The organism is Burkholderiaceae bacterium (assembly GCA_024235995.1).
In the GTDB taxonomy this organism is placed as follows: Bacteria; Pseudomonadota; Gammaproteobacteria; order Burkholderiales; family Burkholderiaceae_C; genus Ottowia.
Map to the genome: position 1 here is coordinate 603,342 of JACKLI010000001.1, position 14,422 is coordinate 617,763.

A 14,422-nucleotide genomic window follows, 5' to 3' on the forward strand; every position below is an offset into this window, starting at 1 on the left:
TTCCGTGCGTGGGCCGGCGTCACGGCGAAGCGCCGTGCAGCTTGCCGCGCATGCGCTCGACGTCGGCCCGCGTCAGAACCGACAACACGCACAGGCGCTGCAGCGCCGCGTCGATGCGCGTGCCGCCTGCCCCGCCGGTGAAATCCCAGGTGAACGGGCGCGAGCTGAACAGCGCGGCCACGTCCTCGATCCTCGCCTCCGAATCGGCCACCTGATCGACCAGCCGCAGCAGCAGGCGGCTGGCGGCATTGGCCGCCGCCACGCGCGCACGCTGGCCAGGATCGGCGTCCAGGGCCAGGGCCACCGCCTCGGCGGTAAGCCGGTCCAGATCCTGGCCCACCGCCGCGCGCGCCTGCCACAGCCGGCTTTCCCGCTCAAGGGCATCCATGCGGGTCCTTTCCGGGCGCCAGGACGCCAGCGCAGCGCGCATCGAGCAGTCGCGCCAGCAACTGCGCATCGTTGGCGGCATCTACCGGGTCGCGCACCAGCGCGCCGCGCAGGGCGTCCCTGAGCCAGCGGGAAGCGGCAGGGTCCCGCATCACGCGATCGATTTCTTCCATCCTTTGTCCAAGAGGTAGCGTTCGAGGCGCTTGCGCGTCTCGGCGATGAATTCCACCGGCGCCACGATCGTGGCCTCTTCCCAGCCTGGCGGCACCAGCACGGGCGCATTGCTGCGCAGTTCCTCCACCTTGTCCATCACCTTGTTGCAGGTCCGGGCCAGCGGCTGGTAGGTGAGGTTGTCGCCGCGGGCCACGACTGAGACCGCCTCGCCGTCCACCAGCACGCGCTGCACGCGCTCAATCGTGGCCGGCGCGATCCTGAAATACGACACCGCCTCTTCAAGCTCCTTCAGCGTGCAGCGCTGCGGAACACGTTTTTTCAGGGGGGTGTCGGTCATGTCGGCCTCATGGGAGATGTTGAAAACTACACCTCATTTTACACCACATAATTAACCTAAAAAAGGGGAATATGTATCGTTTATCAGAACATAAAAGGATATTAACTATCGTTTGACAATACAATGAAAGCCCAAAGGCGACACAGGCAAGAGGTTTCTCATGGCAACACCGCGCACCAAGAATCTGCTGCCCGCCCTGGCCTTGGCTCTGTGCAACATCGCCCAGGCCCAGGCAGACCAGAGCCCGGACATGGAACTGCTCACGGGCGATACCCGCCTGGCGTGCGAAGCCATCCTGTGCCTGTCCACCGGCGAGCGCCCCAGCGAGTGCCAGCCCGCCATCCGGCGCTATTTCTCCATCGTCAGGCGCACCCTCGGCAAGACACTGGGCGCGCGGCGCGACTTCCTGAACCAGTGCCCCACGGCGAAAGAGGACGGCTACACGCGCCAGTTGGTCAATGCACTGGTGGACGGCTCCGGCCGCTGCGACGCCGCCGCACTCAATGGGCGCGGCTGGATGCCCGCCGGTGGCGACAACGGGTACTACATCTCCAATGCAATGCCGGCGAGTTGCCAAGCCTACTACGACAACGCAGGCCTCGACGTGGGTTCAGTCCGCCCGATCTATGTCGGCCAGCCCGAGCGCGGCGGCCGCTGGGTTGATCCTGTGAATCAATGAAGAGACTGCCCCCACAGCTGCATCAATGCGTGCCGTGCAAATGAGGCCAGTTGGGTGATAGAGGCTTTGATACAGACGCGTGGTCGAGGCCGCTGAGAATGCCGCATTCGGCGACCGCATGCGGAGACGTGCAGCGCGCGCGCAACGCCTTCAGGTCCCTCTCCAGCACGCGGAGTTCGCGAATGCGTTGCGCTACATGGCCAATGTGCTCGTCAAGCAGTGCATTGATCTCGCCACAGTCTTGTGCAGGCGAATCGCGAAGCTCAATCAATGCGCGGATCTCGTCCAGGGTCATATCTAGCCCGCGGCACTGGCGGACGAATGCTAGCCGCTCAACATGGATTGGCAGGTAGAGGCGGTAGTTATTCTCAGCCCGCGCTGGTGGCGGAAGCAAGCCCTCTCGCTCGTAAAAGCGGATGGTTTCAACTGGCGTTCCAGTCGCTTCGGCCAGTGCTCCAATCTTCACGGGCAAATCCTACCTTTCTGTATAGAAGGCTTGACTCTACACCGACTACAGGGTTTTCAATATAGAAAAAGCAAGGATCATCCATGAAGCACTCTCACACCGATCAAGGATCTGCAGTCGCCATCAGCGACGATTGTTGCGGAACCGGGCCCTCTGTGTTGATTCATTTCCAAAGCTGGGCCATTTCGGGACGCATTCACGTTGAAATTTGAGCCACGTTGCCGCTCTATCCTGCTGAATTTTTCAGCACGGGGGAGCAGGAGTGATCAACGTGAGCACATTGAGCAAGTTACGCCGCCTCGTGCTGAGGCAGGACGTGTCGGTGCGCGAGGCCAGCCGGCGCCTGGGCATCTCGCGCAACACAGCCACCAAGTGGCTCAAAGACGGGCAGATGGCCGAACCCCGATACCCGCAGCGGGTGTCGGGCCCCAGCATCCTGGATCCGTACAAGGAGCAGTTGAGCCAATGGCTCAAGGCCGATAGCCATCGCAGCAAACGCGATCGACGCGGGATCAAGGCCATGTTTGAGGCGCTGCGCGCGCAGGGCTACAGCGGCAGCCGAGGGCCGGTCTACGCCTTTGCCCAGCGCTGGCAGCAAGAGCAAGGCAACGCTGCGCGTGGTGCGGGGTTCGTGCCGCTGAGCTTCGAGTTGGGCGAGGCGTTCCAGTTCGACTGGAGCTGCGAGTACCTGTTCATCGGCGGGCTGCGCCGCCGCCTGGAAGTGGCACACACCAAGCTGGCGGCCAGTCGCGCCTTCTGCCTGGTGGCGTACTACAGCCAAGCGCACGAGATGCTGTTCGATGCGCACGCACGGGCGTTCGCCCTCTTCGGTGGCGTGCCCCGGCGGGGCATCTACGACAACATGAAGACCGCTGTGGACAAGGTCGGCCATGGCAAACAGCGCAGCGTCAATGCACGCTTCGAGGCGATGACCGGGCACTACCTGTTCGAGCCGGAGTTCTGCAACCGGGCCGCCGGCTGGGAGAAGGGGGTCGTGGAGAAGAACGTTCAGGATCGGCGCAAGGACATCTGGCGTGAGGCCAGCGAGCGGCGCTGGGGGACGCTTGGTGAACTCAACGACTGGTTGCAGCAGGCCTGCGTGAAGGCCTGGGCTGAGATGAGTCACCCGGAATGGACTCAGCTCACGGTGGCCGATGTCTGGCAGGACGAACGTGCTCGTCTCATGCCCAACCCCCGTGCGTTTGATGGCTACGTGGAGCAGCCGGTACGGGTCTCTGCGACCGCACTGATCCACTTCCAGCGCAACCGCTACAGCGTGCCGTGTGAATGGATTCATGCGGTGGTCAGTCTGCGGGCCTACGCGGATGGCCTGCTGGTGGTCGGGCCCGATGGGCGACAGGTGCGCCTGGCGCGCAGCTTCGAACGTGATCAGACGCTCTACGACTGGATGCATTACATCGCGCTCATCGAGCGAAAGCCCGGCGCGCTGCGCAACGGCGCGCCCTTCAAGACCATGCCCGAGCCACTGCAGGAAATGCAGCGCCAGTTGCTGCGCCACAGCGGTGGCGACAGGGTGATGGCGCAGGTGCTCATGGGGGTGAGCCTGCATGGACTGGAGGCCGTGGTGGTGGCGGTAGAGCTGGCGCTGCAGTCCGGGCGGGTGAGTGCCGAGCACGTGCTCAACGTGCTCTCGCGTCTGAAGGAGCAGCGCGTGCCCGAGCCACCGGTGGCCACGATGCTCAAGCTCAACACGCCGCCACTGGCCAACCTGCAGCGCTACGACGCACTGCGCAACGTCCAGCCTCATGAGGCATCACCGGAGTCCGACCATGCATGACGTCATTGATGCCCTCAAAGCGCTGGGCCTGCACGGCATGGCCAGTGCCTGGCCGGAGGTACTGGGCACCGCCCGCATGAAGTCGCTGGATCATGAGGCCGTGCTGCACCAGCTCATCAAGGCCGAGACCGCTCAGCGTGAGGTGCGTTCCATGGCTTACCAGATGCGCGTGGCGCGCTTCCCTTCGCACCGTGACCTCGCCGGCTTTGACTTCGCCCACGCGCAGCTCGACGAAGCACTGGTGCGCCAGTTGCACACCCTTCGCTTCGTGGAGTCGGCGCACAACGTGGTGCTGGTTGGTGGCCCCGGCACGGGTAAAACCCACCTGGCCACGAGCCTGGGGATCGAGGCCATTCGCATGCATGGCAAGCGGGTGCGCTTCTTCTCAACGGTGGAGCTGGTCAACGCCCTGGAGCTGGAGAAGGCGCAGAACAAGGCCGGGCAAATGGCGCACCGCCTGATGTACGTCGATCTGGTGATCCTGGATGAACTGGGCTACCTGCCATTCACGCAGTCGGGCGGCGCGATGCTGTTCCACCTGCTCTCCAAACTCTATGAGCGAACGAGCGTGGTGATCACCACCAACCTCACCTTCTCGGAGTGGAGCAGCGTCTTTGGAGACGCCAAGATGACCACGGCCTTGCTTGACCGGCTCACGCACCATTGCCACATCGTCGAGACGGGCAACGAGAGCTGGCGATTCAAGCACTCCAGTGCCGCTGGCGCGGCTCCCCCAAAGCAACGCCCAAAGAGCCAGAAAGGAGATCGAAAAACAGCAGACCCGATAGACTTATCCACAACCGAATAGTCAAAGAATCCATCAACCCAGTGGCTCAATATTCAACGTGATCACTGGCTCAGTTGTGCTGATGAATCAACATCTGGCTGATCTGCTGGCTGTAGGGCAGCTGGGAAGCGTCGCTGACTTCCTTGGCATCCACTCGGTCATTGAGCATGCTTGCGCCTCTTGGTTTTCAGCTGGGGGCCAAGCTCCGCCCTCAATTCCCGTCGCGTGGCATGCGGGGTGAATGTCACCACGTTCTTTCCCCGCAAGCCCTTGTTCCTGGCGAAATACCTGTACTTGATATTGCAGACAAGGTTCTCCACCCACCATTGATCGCTGGCCGTTTTCAGCATCAGCAGCAAGTGAATGGGGAGCACGAACAAGAGCGCCCAAAACTGAAAGAATCGGAAGAAGACCAGCAGGGCGACGCACTCCACGGCAAACACCGTCAAGGGCACATAGAACTGCATCGCCTTGGTTTGCGGCCCCTGGTACACGAGGACCCTTTCCAAGGGTTCATCGACGTGCTTGTTGCTTCCCCCGGCCATGGTTCACAGGTTCCCGATGCTGCCGTTGCCGCCCACGGCTTCCTTGATGAACTGCACGATGGCCACCGAGGCGAAGGCGATGGCCGTGCCCGCGAGCACTTGGAAGAAGAGCCGCTTGGGATCGTGGGCGCCGAGGAAGTTGCCCGCCGCCCAGTTGATGCCTGTGACCAGCACGCAGATGGCTCCGACTACGCCGATGACGGCGTACAGGGCATTGAAGATGGAAACGCCCGTCTGCTTGAGCGTTTGGGCCTCGGCCGGATGGAACAGCAAGGCAGCCAGGATTCCGATCAGAAGAATGCCCTTGAGCAGCATAATTTTCGTCAGCGTGTTTTCACTCGTTTGCAAGATATGGGAATTCATGTTGGTTCCTGTTGAGTCAATGAAAAGGCAAAGCATCAAAATCCCTGGGTAACCTCCTGCGCCTGGAAAATGTCAGGGGATTCACCATCGCGCAGCGAATTGGGATTGGACGCAATGGCGGCGGGCAGCGCCGGCGGCGCGTTTGCGCCAGAAATGTCGATCTGAACGGACCGGGCAAGTTGGTTAAATCGCGGATCGGTGCTTGCCGGCGTGCTTCTGGCGGCTTTGGAAGTCCGTACCCACGCCTGCTGGGCCTGCATATACGTGAATATCTTTTCAGCGTATTTATCGCTGACCTTTCTATGCACGCCGCCCGAGTTGTAGCCGCGAAGCGCGGCCCAAACCGCATCGACCCCGCTGTAACCCTCTTTAATTGCCTTGCCGTAATATTCAAAAAGGATGGTCTGTCCCATCCTTAAATTGCTGCAGGGGTCGAATGCCTGTTCCCAGGTCATTCCCCGGCCGGTGACATTGCTGATATGAATCTGCGCCAAACCCACGCTGAATTTGGCTCCCGCCGCCTGAAGTTGCTTTACAGTCTTGACCGCTTCATCCAGTGTTTGCGGCTGGGCAATTGCGCGCTGGCCGGCATCAGGCCCAATGGCATACGGGTTCCACGCCGATTCGGTGCGGACCAGGGCCTGCATCAACACCGGGGATACTTGGGGAGCGCACTGCGCGAGATCAGGCGGCAAGTCAATCACTTACATCTCCGGTCATGGAAGGAATGCACAATCCGACAGATTGGGCGCACCGTGTAACGAAATACAATACAAATCGCACTAATTGTATTGTTCAACGATACATAAGCTTATCATAAATTTTGTTTGACACAACACAGGGACAGCGCATGCCTGCTCAAGAGGACAGCCAGACACAAGGGACCGGATCGGCGCCATCGGCTGCCGAGATCGTTCGCGCGCTTCTGGCGCGCCACAAGGTGGACCGCCGCCACTACGTGACGGCGGTAATCGAGGTTCTGGGCTTATCGCGCGCAGCCGCCCACCACCGGGTCACCGGAACGTCAGCATGGACCTGGGATGACTTGGCTCGCATGGGCGAGCACTACGGCGAGTCCATGTTGAGCATGATCCGCGGCGTGATGGGCAAGACCTTCGCTGCGCAATTGGTAAACGACAAGCACAAGGCGCCTGTGATGGTTCGCCTGGGTGACGGCCCGCCCGATCGCGGCGATATGTGGGCGGCGTTCAACACCGATGGCGGCCTGCTCGTGATGACGGTCGATAAGGTGCCTTTCTCCTTCGAAGCGATCAAGGTCATCGAACTGGTTCACGGCCAGGACGGGCAGACACCGCTTCGCGTGGCCGTGTTGGACGACGTTGCCGACACGGCCGCTAGCCTTGCCGACATGCTGGCCGACGAGGGATGCACCAGCAAGGCCTATACGTCACCGCGCGCGCTGCTGGCCGACCTAGAGTCTGGCCACGAGTACGACGCCTTTGTTCTGGACTGGTGGCTTGGCAAGGACACGGCGGAAACCGTCCTTGCTGAACTGCGCCGCATCTCCAGGCAAGCGCGCATCGTGCTGCTGACTGGGGAAATGGGCGCCGGGGGAAAGGCCGACAGCAGCGCCGTCGAGCAGGCGCAGAAGCGCTACCACTTCTTCGTCTGCCAGAAACCGATCACAGCCGGCGTTCTGATGGCGAACCTGACGCTGGGCGTGTGAGGCCGGCAAGCAGCGACTTGATGCGGATGGGCTTGTCGAGCAGCTTGTCAAAGGGCGAGCGAATCGGCGAGGGTCCATGATGCAGGGCGCTCATGCCGTACAGCAGGCACCGGGGATTTGCCATGGAACTGCCGCGCCTGAAGTCACGCGCGAGTTCGTCGCCGCGCCGGCCCGGCATGTTCACATCGATAAGGGCCAGATCGTAGTAATTGACGGCCATCATGTTCGCGGCGATCGCCGGCGACGGTGCGATGTCGGCCTCGATGCCTAGCACTTGGCATTCACTGTGCAGCGAAGCCAGCAGTTCGAGGTTGTCATCCACCAAGAGCCAGCGCTGCTTCGATTCGGCTGGTGAAGGCCGCGGGTCGTCCGTCTGCAGCAGTGCCGGAATGGTCAGCCTGAAGCAAGTGCCCTCCTCACTACTGTCGTAGGTCAGCTGCCCGGACAGGTACTCAGCGAGCGAGTAGGCGATCTTGAGGCCGATGCCGGCGCCATCGCCGCCCTGCAAGACGCCATAGCGCTTGAACGGTTGGATCTCCAGTGGCGCGAACCCCGAAGGCATGCCGGGTCCGGTGTCCCGCACAGTGAACACCAGCTGATGTTCATTGACATCGGCCAGCGACAGTTCCACTGCCCCGTGCTCGGTGTACTTGATGGCGTTGCTGGTGAGATTGCCCAGGATCTGCGTCAGGCGGCCGCTGTCGGCTGTAGCGAAGATGGGTTCTATGGGCGCATGGATAGATAGCCGCAACCCCTTCTCGTAGGCGTTTTGTGATTCCAGATCCAGCACTTCCTCTAGCAGGTCCTGAACGCAAAACACGTCCGGGCGGAACTCCAGCGCGCCAGCCTCGGAGCGTGCCAGAGTCAGCAGGTCGTTGATCTGAAATTTCATGCTCAGAGTCGCCCGCTGGATGCGCGCCAGTAGACGGTTGCGCCTGTGCGGATCAAGCGGACTGAGCAGAGATTCGGCGGATGAGGAAATGGTCTGCAAGGGCGACTTCAGTTCATGCGACACCATCCCCATGAACTCATTCTTCTCGGCCACTGAGACTTCGAGCAGCTTCTTCTGGTGGGCCAGCTGAAGGTTGCGTTCGGCCAATTCGTCGCGGCTCCGGGCAAGTTCGCAGTTCTTGCGATACAAACCCAAATTGTAATAGGTATAAATTATTACTGCTAATCCGCCCATGATTGCCAAGCTTGCAATCAGCTGGTTTATTGTTTTGTTACGAGCTTCGGCAGCTTCGAAAGAAGCGTCGCTACTTGCTAGTTGCATCTGCCAGACGCTGGCTGATATATCGGAAACCATGTGACCAATACGATCCAAACGTTCCAGTAATTGGAGCGCTTCGCCCTTAGTCATTTCGCTACCATAGCTGTCATGGATAGCACGAACATCATGCTCCAAGGCACTCAACTCAGGAAAGTGCAAGGCAAAATCGTGATTTGTCATCAGCGTAGTACGCGATGGTGATTCACGAGTTAGCAAACGTATTTTGGAAAGAAAAACAGATAAGCTGTTTTCTGACTGCGCCTGAACAAAGACATCTCCGTCCTCCATCCTCGCAAGGTCAGCCTTTAAACGCCAAAAACTTGTCTCGAACTGACTCACCGACCAATATGGTTCTTCGATAATTTTTTCAGGCGGCTTACTAGTAATAAAGTAGTAGAAGAAGAGAAGGAATGCCACGAGTAAAGAGAAGCGCAACACCCAAAACCATATACGTCTCATAAAATATCTATCCGACACACCTGCCAAGCCATTTTGTTGAGACCTGCAGGCCTCCTCAACTCTTTATAATCATCATAGGGGTACATGACAAACATTGGCCCCCAATCATCCAGTTTCAGCCGTTTGTCATCAAGGCTTGTCGCCAAGATAACGCCATACTTTGCTAAATCAGAAAATGGAATATCGACTTTGAAATGATCCCAGGTGTATACAGTCAGTTTTTGCACGCTACCTCTGCCGGCCAAGCCAACGACATCGTTCAAATACGGCCCCTTGTAGGAGCCCTTTTTTGCCCAATTGGTGGACGTAACGATGACCCGCTGCGGCAGCGCTGATAGTTGCGCTTCTGTGACCGCTATAGTTTTACTGCCGACCTTCAAAGACAGAAATACAAGCGGATCGCAGTTGTGTGCGTGCGCTGAGAAACCTATTGCCAAAGCCGCTGCCAATGTCATTTCGCGCCACGAGCTTGTCATTGGAGACTCCCGATCGGGCAATCCGCGCTGGATCACCGCTACCTCATCTTAGTGTTCTTCCTAAAGCCACGCTGCGATTTGCTTGCGCCGGCTGTGGATTAGGGTTACGCCGTTGCAAATCATTCGACAAGTTTCTCAAGCGACTAATAGAGATCTGGCGATGTTTCTGCTCGGCGATATGCGCCTCGCTGTGCGCCGTTCTCAACTCCAGCGCCGCGAACTTCTTCGGCACCCGCGCCACGGCGCCGCGCAACTCGGCGGCCCGGTCCGTGTAGAGCTTCAGTTCGTAGCGTGGCCGCGAGATGGCCACGTAGAACGCGGCCCGGTTGGTGGTTAGCGAGCGTGTGTTGGCCTCGATCAGCACGCGGTTGGAAGTCAGGCCCTGAGAGGAATGGATCGTGGTGGCGTAGCCGTGCTGCAGGTTCATGGGACGCTGCGCCGGGATGGCCACGATGGTGCCGCGCTCCGTCTTGACGGTAACGGCCTCGGCGCTCACAGCCTGCACCCGCACCCGGTCGCCGTTGAGCAGGCCGAGCTGCTTGTCGCTCTTGGTGATCTTGAGCAGATCGCCGGGCGCGATCTCGATGTCGTACTTCTTGTGCAGCGTGGCCGAGAAGTGCTGGGCGGGCTTGACCGTGACGTTCTGGCCGTCGCTGCCGCGCAGCACCACTTGATCGCCTTCCACGCCCACCACTGCGTAGTCCACGCCGCGCTGGATGTTCTGCCCCTCGCGGTGATAGCTCACCACCAGATCCGGGGCGTAGGTGGCCGGCTGCTTGAGTTGGGCGCGCGTGGCGTCCACGTTCTCCAGCACGGTGTACTTGAGGCCTCCCTCCAGGCGCATGCGTTTGCGCACCATCTCGTTGATGCTGTGGCGCGCCTCGTTGGTGCCGGCCACGATCAGGGTCGCCTCGCGTTCCTGGGGGGACAGCGCGGTGAAGTCGGAGGCAATGGCCTGATAGCGATCCTGCTCTTCCGGCACCTCGCGGATGCTGCCCAGCAGCCGCGTGACGGCCTTGTTGGTCTGGTCGTTCGCGGCATTGAGCACGGCGGCCTTGATTTCCGGATTGCGCTGCCGCTGGATTTCTCGCAGCTGAGCCTGCAGCATGCCGGCGTCCTGCAGCTGCGCAAAGGGCTTGCCGGCCTCCACCGCGCCCGTCTGCTTGCGGTCGCCCAGCATGACCATGCGCGCGCCGGCCTTCTCCACGATCCGCATCGCCTGGGCCAGCTGATGAGCGGGCACGACGCCGGCCTCGTCCAAGAGCACGACCGATTTCTCGCTCAAGGCCGCCTGCGCCTTCCGGCTGGCCAGGAAGCTGGCCAGCGTGTTGGACTCCACGCCTAGTTCGCGCAGGGCCGCCACCTGGGTGCCGTAGGGCGCCAGGCCCACCACGTCGAATCCGGCGGCCAGGGATTGCTGGGTCGCGTCTTGGGTGATTTCGTTGATGGTGCGCTCCAGCATATGGCTTTTGCCGGTGCCGGCATAGCCCTGCACCGCCACGAAGCGGTTCGTGGTGCCGAGGATCATTTCCACCGCCTCGCGCTGGCCCTGGTTCAGGTCGCTCGCGGCCAGCCGCGCCGCCAGGCCCTCGTCGCTCAGGATCGGCTGCAGGGCGCCGCGCCCGTCGCGCTCGATGGCAAGGATGCTGCGCTCGATGGCCTGGGCCTGCGGCGTCGTATAACGCGCTTCGGCCAGCACCAGCGCCCCTTTCTGGATGGCACGGTCCACCTCGATGGTGGCCTGTTCCTCATTCAGCCCGCGCGCGTGCATCGTGGCCCCGATCCATGTCGTGCGCGTGAGCTTGGCGGTCTCGGGCACGTCCATGAAATGCGAGGCCTGCTTGTCGTCCTCGTTCTTCTTGGCCTGGTTGAGCGAGCGTGCCGTCTGGTACAGCGGCAACTCGCGCACCAGGCGGCCGTCGTTCTCGGCCGCTTCCACCTCGGCCATGACGGCGCTGATGGTGGATGTGGTCGCAGCCTTGGACATGGACAGTTCAACCAGTTCTTTGCGCGTGAATAGCCCTTGACGCTCGCTCAGGTGCTCGACTGCGAAGTTCAGGGCCGCGGCCGCCCCCTCCTTCATCGCCGGGTCGGCACGCAGGCGGGCCACGTCCGGCGCCGTGCTGTTTTCCTTGGCGGCCAGCAGCGCATCCATGCTGAGGCCTGCTGCTCGTGCGCTCTCGATCCACTCCTCGCGCAGCAAGGTGCGATCCACTTCCGACTTCTTGTCGCGCGTCATCAAGGTCACGGACTGTGCCAGTGCGGTGTTGGCCGTGTCGCGGTTCACGCCGCGAGCCTCGAAGGCCTCCTCGATCTGCCGGGCCCGGGTGCTGTAGTGCTGGATCAACTCGTCGGAAATGTGGGCCAGTTCCCAGTAGCCTTTCTGCGTCTCCCTCAGCCCATAGCCGCTCGCCCGCAGTTCCTCGGCCAGCGCCGTGCGGTAGTAGGCGCCCAGGGCCTTGATGCTGTGCTGGATGTCCTCGTTGCTCATCGCGCGCCATTGGCCGTCCGGGCGCTTGGTGAGGTTGGCGACGATCACGTGGGTGTGCAGCTGCGGGTCCTGGGCGCGCGACAACTCGTGCCGGAACGCAGCCGCGACGATCACGCCGGTGCGCACGCGGTAGCTCTGCCCCTGCTCCTTGATGCGCGCGTGGGCCAGCTTCTCCAGTTGCTGCACGGCGCGCTTGACGGCCCGATCGTGCGCAGCCGTGACGCCGGCATCGCCAGCGATCAGCGCCTGTAGGCTGACGCTCTTGGGCGCGGAAAACGTGTAGTCCATGCCCTTGCGGTCATCCGAGCGCAGGTCGGAGAAGCGCACGCGCACGCCGTTGGGCAGCTTGCCGTCCAGAATGTCCTTGAAGCTCTCTCGATCCACCTGCAGCTGCTGCGTGAGCCCAAGCTCCTCGGCTCCCTTGCCGAGCCATTCGCCACGGTGGCCCTCTTTTTCGTAGTAGTCGTCTGCCGACTCGAAATAGTGCGCAGCCTGCTTGCTGGAAGTGACGGCTTGGAAGCTCAGCATGGGACGCTCCTCATGCGCCGGCGAAGATGCCGGCGGAACCGCGGATGGGCTTGCTGTACTGCTCGGCCATCACCATGGGGTCGATCACGTCGGGCCGGGCCTTGTACTGCAGCTTGACGCGGGCGATGGGGTAGTTGCCGGCGAACTTGAGATAGCCGGTCAGGTTGGGCAGAAGGTGGATCTCTGCAGGCGACACGACACGCTCGGTGTCTTGCCTGGTGCCGGTGGTGCCGCGCGAGCCGCCTCGGCCGCCGACCGAAACGCTGTCGTTGCGCCGAATCACCGTCTGTTCGCCCAGGCCGCGGCTGAATTCCTCCGCCGTGTAGGTGTCCATCTCGGCGACACCGAACAGGGCAACCGACCGCAGCGAATTGCGCAGCGTGAGGGCGTCGTCGTCGCCATAGGTTCGCCGCAGCTGCGCCAGGCTCTGGATGCCGGCCAGGATGCGCAGCCCTTTCTTGCGCCCCTTCGTGGCCGCGTCCACAAGGTAGTTCAGCTTCTCCAGCGAGTCCAGTTCGTCCAGGATCAGGTGCAGGCCGCGGTCACGGTCGTCGCTCATGGACAGCACGGCCGCGCAGATCACGTCCGTCCAGCAGGAAATCAGCGGCTTGAGTGCCTGCAGCTGGTCCTGCCGCCAGGTCACCCAAACGTTGCCCTCGCTGTTCTCGATGAAGTCCCGGAAGGAGAAGCTGCCCGAGGCCAGGTATTTGTGGGGTGTCACGTACTGCGTCAGCACCACGCGGATGGACGCCAGGGTTTCCTCGGCGCCGTGGAAGCAGCCCTCCGCCGGCGTGCCGGCCAGCAGCGTCTGCAGGTCGCGGTTGCTCGCAGAAGTCAGCCAATGCACCAGCCTGTCGGTGGAAAGCTCGTTGTTCCGGATGAGCACATGCAGCGTTTCGGAAACGATGGTCCGGGCCATGGAGTTCCATGATTCCTGCTCCGTCGATGGGCTGCGCGGGATCATGCTGATGGCGTACTGCTCGCAATCGAAAGATGAGCGGATCTCGTTGAACACCGACCAGCCCTGCCCGCGCGCGTCGAAGGGGTTGAGGATCACGTCGCCGGGCCGGAAGAAGTGCCGCATGAAACCGCCGTCCGGGTCGATGCAAATGGTTCGTTCGCCGCGCTCCTGCTCGCTTTCGATGTACTCGGCAATGCACTGGCTTTTACCCGTTCCGGTGGAGCCGCCCGCCAGAAAATGCGTGCTCTCCACGTCCCGCGGCACCGGCGTGTCCATGAACCTCAATTGCCCGCTTCCGCTTTTGGTCCTTGAGCGCAGCGCGTACTGGTTTTCCATGCGCGGACCGCGCAAATGGCGCATATATTCTGCGCCGCCGAATTTCGTCGTCCATCGAATGGCCCCGTAGATGAACAAGACCACCCCCAGCATTAGTCCTATGAACGGCCCGACCCATAAAACCGGATTGGAGGGCGTGGCCAGGATTCCAAACCAGACGCCCTTGATGATCATGGACTTGGGAACCCGGTAGTACAGCAGAAAACCGGCTATCCACCCTGCCAAAACCAGAAGCAAGGTGGTAACCACCAGCCATCCTCGCAGGGCGTCGTCTGGAGTTCTATTCGCCCGTGCCATATCAACCTTCCTGTTTCAGGTAGTTGATGACGGCATCGGAATTGAATATCTCATCCAGTTCGGCACGGGCATTCACATTGACCGATCGGTACATCAGAAGGAAGAGCGCGGCCACCATGCTGAGCTGCGTGTCGGGATCGGCTGCGCGCTGCATGTCGACGATTTCCTGCTGCTGCGCCCTGATCTCTTCGAGCTGCTGGGCGATGCCAGACAAGTGCCCGGCTTGGCCATCCTGATTGGCCAGGAACTGCAGGAAGACCTCCTTGGCCAGCATGTTGAGGTTCCGCGCCGGGGAACGCTCCAGGGCCTCGAACGCCCTCTCTGAATCCTGCGCCGAGAGCTTGAACTGAACGAGTCGGGACATGCACCTTCCTTTTTATC

The 14,422-nt window shown here is 61.4% G+C and carries 16 protein-coding genes; 4 read left to right on the top strand and 12 right to left on the bottom strand.

The genetic code is table 11. The annotated features are described in order from the left end of the window. Positions 1 to 19: 19 nt before the first annotated feature. From H6927_03045 to H6927_03055, 3 genes are read right to left on the bottom strand one after another with little or no spacing between them, the layout of a single operon-like run. Positions 20 to 388, bottom strand: coding sequence for a hypothetical protein (locus H6927_03045; protein MCP5217065.1), 369 nt, complete (start codon positions 386 to 388; stop codon positions 20 to 22). After that, positions 375 to 560 carry a hypothetical protein gene (locus H6927_03050; protein MCP5217066.1) on the bottom strand — a complete coding sequence of 62 codons (186 nt, stop codon included), beginning with the start codon at positions 558 to 560 and terminating at the stop codon, positions 375 to 377. Before H6927_03050 ends, H6927_03045 begins: the two co-directional genes overlap by 14 nt. Further along, positions 539 to 898: a hypothetical protein gene (locus H6927_03055; protein ID MCP5217067.1), complete on the bottom strand. Its 360-nt coding sequence runs from the start codon at positions 896 to 898 to the stop codon at positions 539 to 541. The genes H6927_03050 and H6927_03055 overlap by 22 nt, the downstream gene beginning before the upstream one ends. Before the next feature lie 160 nt (positions 899 to 1,058). On the opposite strand from H6927_03055, the gene H6927_03060 reads away from it, so the two are divergent. Then, positions 1,059 to 1,577, top strand: a complete 519-nt coding sequence (locus H6927_03060; GenBank protein MCP5217068.1) for a conjugal transfer protein TrbM — start codon at positions 1,059 to 1,061, stop codon at positions 1,575 to 1,577. A 22-nt stretch (positions 1,578 to 1,599) separates the two neighbouring features. Here H6927_03060 and cadR read toward each other — a convergent pair whose 3' ends face one another. Further along, positions 1,600 to 2,043 carry a Cd(II)/Pb(II)-responsive transcriptional regulator gene (gene cadR, locus H6927_03065; protein ID MCP5217069.1) on the bottom strand — a complete coding sequence of 148 codons (444 nt, stop codon included), beginning with the start codon at positions 2,041 to 2,043 and terminating at the stop codon, positions 1,600 to 1,602. Positions 2,044 to 2,314: 271 nt separating this feature from the next. Here cadR and H6927_03070 point away from each other — a divergent pair, with 271 nt between their 5' ends. Next, complete coding sequence (locus H6927_03070) at positions 2,315 to 3,841, top strand: IS21 family transposase (protein ID MCP5217070.1); 1,527 nt, start codon at positions 2,315 to 2,317, stop codon at positions 3,839 to 3,841. Then, positions 3,810 to 4,649, top strand: coding sequence for an ATP-binding protein (locus H6927_03075; protein ID MCP5217071.1), 840 nt, complete (start codon positions 3,810 to 3,812; stop codon positions 4,647 to 4,649). The genes H6927_03070 and H6927_03075 overlap by 32 nt, the downstream gene beginning before the upstream one ends. 137 nt (positions 4,650 to 4,786) lie before the next feature. Here the strand turns inward: H6927_03075 and H6927_03080 are convergent, their stop codons facing one another. Genes H6927_03080 through H6927_03090 form a run of 3 tightly spaced genes read right to left on the bottom strand, consistent with a single transcriptional unit; the run spans position 4,787 to position 6,240 of the window. Next, positions 4,787 to 5,173 (bottom strand): hypothetical protein, encoded by a 387-nt coding sequence (locus H6927_03080; protein MCP5217072.1) that lies wholly within the window; start codon positions 5,171 to 5,173, stop codon positions 4,787 to 4,789. 3 nt (positions 5,174 to 5,176) lie between these two features. Further along, positions 5,177 to 5,536, bottom strand: coding sequence for a hypothetical protein (locus H6927_03085; GenBank protein ID MCP5217073.1), 360 nt, complete (start codon positions 5,534 to 5,536; stop codon positions 5,177 to 5,179). A 35-nt stretch (positions 5,537 to 5,571) separates the two neighbouring features. Then, on the bottom strand, positions 5,572 to 6,240 hold the full coding sequence (locus H6927_03090; GenBank protein ID MCP5217074.1) for a lytic transglycosylase domain-containing protein: 669 nt from the start codon (positions 6,238 to 6,240) through the stop codon (positions 5,572 to 5,574). A gap of 146 nt (positions 6,241 to 6,386) precedes the next feature. Here H6927_03090 and H6927_03095 point away from each other — a divergent pair, with 146 nt between their 5' ends. Then, complete coding sequence (locus tag H6927_03095) at positions 6,387 to 7,223, top strand: hypothetical protein (protein MCP5217075.1); 837 nt, start codon at positions 6,387 to 6,389, stop codon at positions 7,221 to 7,223. Here the strand turns inward: H6927_03095 and H6927_03100 are convergent. The 5 genes from H6927_03100 to H6927_03120 are packed head-to-tail and all read right to left on the bottom strand — an operon-like array spanning position 7,180 to position 14,405. Then, the gene (locus H6927_03100) at positions 7,180 to 8,910 is read right to left on the bottom strand and encodes a hybrid sensor histidine kinase/response regulator (GenBank protein ID MCP5217076.1); all 1,731 of its coding nucleotides are present in this window, start codon (positions 8,908 to 8,910) and stop codon (positions 7,180 to 7,182) included. The two genes, H6927_03095 and H6927_03100, sit on opposite strands and share 44 nt — an antisense overlap. Before the next feature lie 38 nt (positions 8,911 to 8,948). After that, the gene (locus H6927_03105) at positions 8,949 to 9,428 is read right to left on the bottom strand and encodes a hypothetical protein (protein MCP5217077.1); all 480 of its coding nucleotides are present in this window, start codon (positions 9,426 to 9,428) and stop codon (positions 8,949 to 8,951) included. A gap of 43 nt (positions 9,429 to 9,471) precedes the next feature. Beyond that, the gene (locus H6927_03110) at positions 9,472 to 12,447 is read right to left on the bottom strand and encodes a conjugative relaxase (protein MCP5217078.1); all 2,976 of its coding nucleotides are present in this window, start codon (positions 12,445 to 12,447) and stop codon (positions 9,472 to 9,474) included. 10 nt (positions 12,448 to 12,457) lie between these two features. Beyond that, a complete protein-coding gene (locus H6927_03115; GenBank protein MCP5217079.1) occupies positions 12,458 to 13,993 on the bottom strand; it encodes a type IV secretion system DNA-binding domain-containing protein in 1,536 nt (511 codons plus the stop codon). A gap of 49 nt (positions 13,994 to 14,042) precedes the next feature. Continuing rightward, positions 14,043 to 14,405, bottom strand: coding sequence for a hypothetical protein (locus tag H6927_03120; protein MCP5217080.1), 363 nt, complete (start codon positions 14,403 to 14,405; stop codon positions 14,043 to 14,045). Between the last annotated feature and the right edge of the window lie 17 nt (positions 14,406 to 14,422).

Bases quoted from the DNA above. Each gene is read 5' to 3' on its own strand.
- H6927_03045 (MCP5217065.1), bottom strand. From the start codon at position 388: ATGGATGCCCTTGAGCGGGAAAGCCGGCTGTGGCAGGCGCGCGCGGCG.
- H6927_03050 (MCP5217066.1), bottom strand. From the start codon at position 560: ATGGAAGAAATCGATCGCGTGATGCGGGACCCTGCCGCTTCCCGCTGG.
- H6927_03055 (MCP5217067.1), bottom strand. From the start codon at position 898: ATGACCGACACCCCCCTGAAAAAACGTGTTCCGCAGCGCTGCACGCTG.
- H6927_03060 (MCP5217068.1), top strand. From the start codon at position 1,059: ATGGCAACACCGCGCACCAAGAATCTGCTGCCCGCCCTGGCCTTGGCT.
- H6927_03075 (MCP5217071.1), top strand. From the start codon at position 3,810: ATGAGGCATCACCGGAGTCCGACCATGCATGACGTCATTGATGCCCTC.
- H6927_03080 (MCP5217072.1), bottom strand. From the start codon at position 5,173: ATGGCCGGGGGAAGCAACAAGCACGTCGATGAACCCTTGGAAAGGGTC.
- H6927_03085 (MCP5217073.1), bottom strand. From the start codon at position 5,536: ATGAATTCCCATATCTTGCAAACGAGTGAAAACACGCTGACGAAAATT.
- H6927_03095 (MCP5217075.1), top strand. From the start codon at position 6,387: ATGCCTGCTCAAGAGGACAGCCAGACACAAGGGACCGGATCGGCGCCA.
- H6927_03105 (MCP5217077.1), bottom strand. From the start codon at position 9,428: ATGACAAGCTCGTGGCGCGAAATGACATTGGCAGCGGCTTTGGCAATA.
- H6927_03110 (MCP5217078.1), bottom strand. From the start codon at position 12,447: ATGCTGAGCTTCCAAGCCGTCACTTCCAGCAAGCAGGCTGCGCACTAT.
- H6927_03120 (MCP5217080.1), bottom strand. From the start codon at position 14,405: ATGTCCCGACTCGTTCAGTTCAAGCTCTCGGCGCAGGATTCAGAGAGG.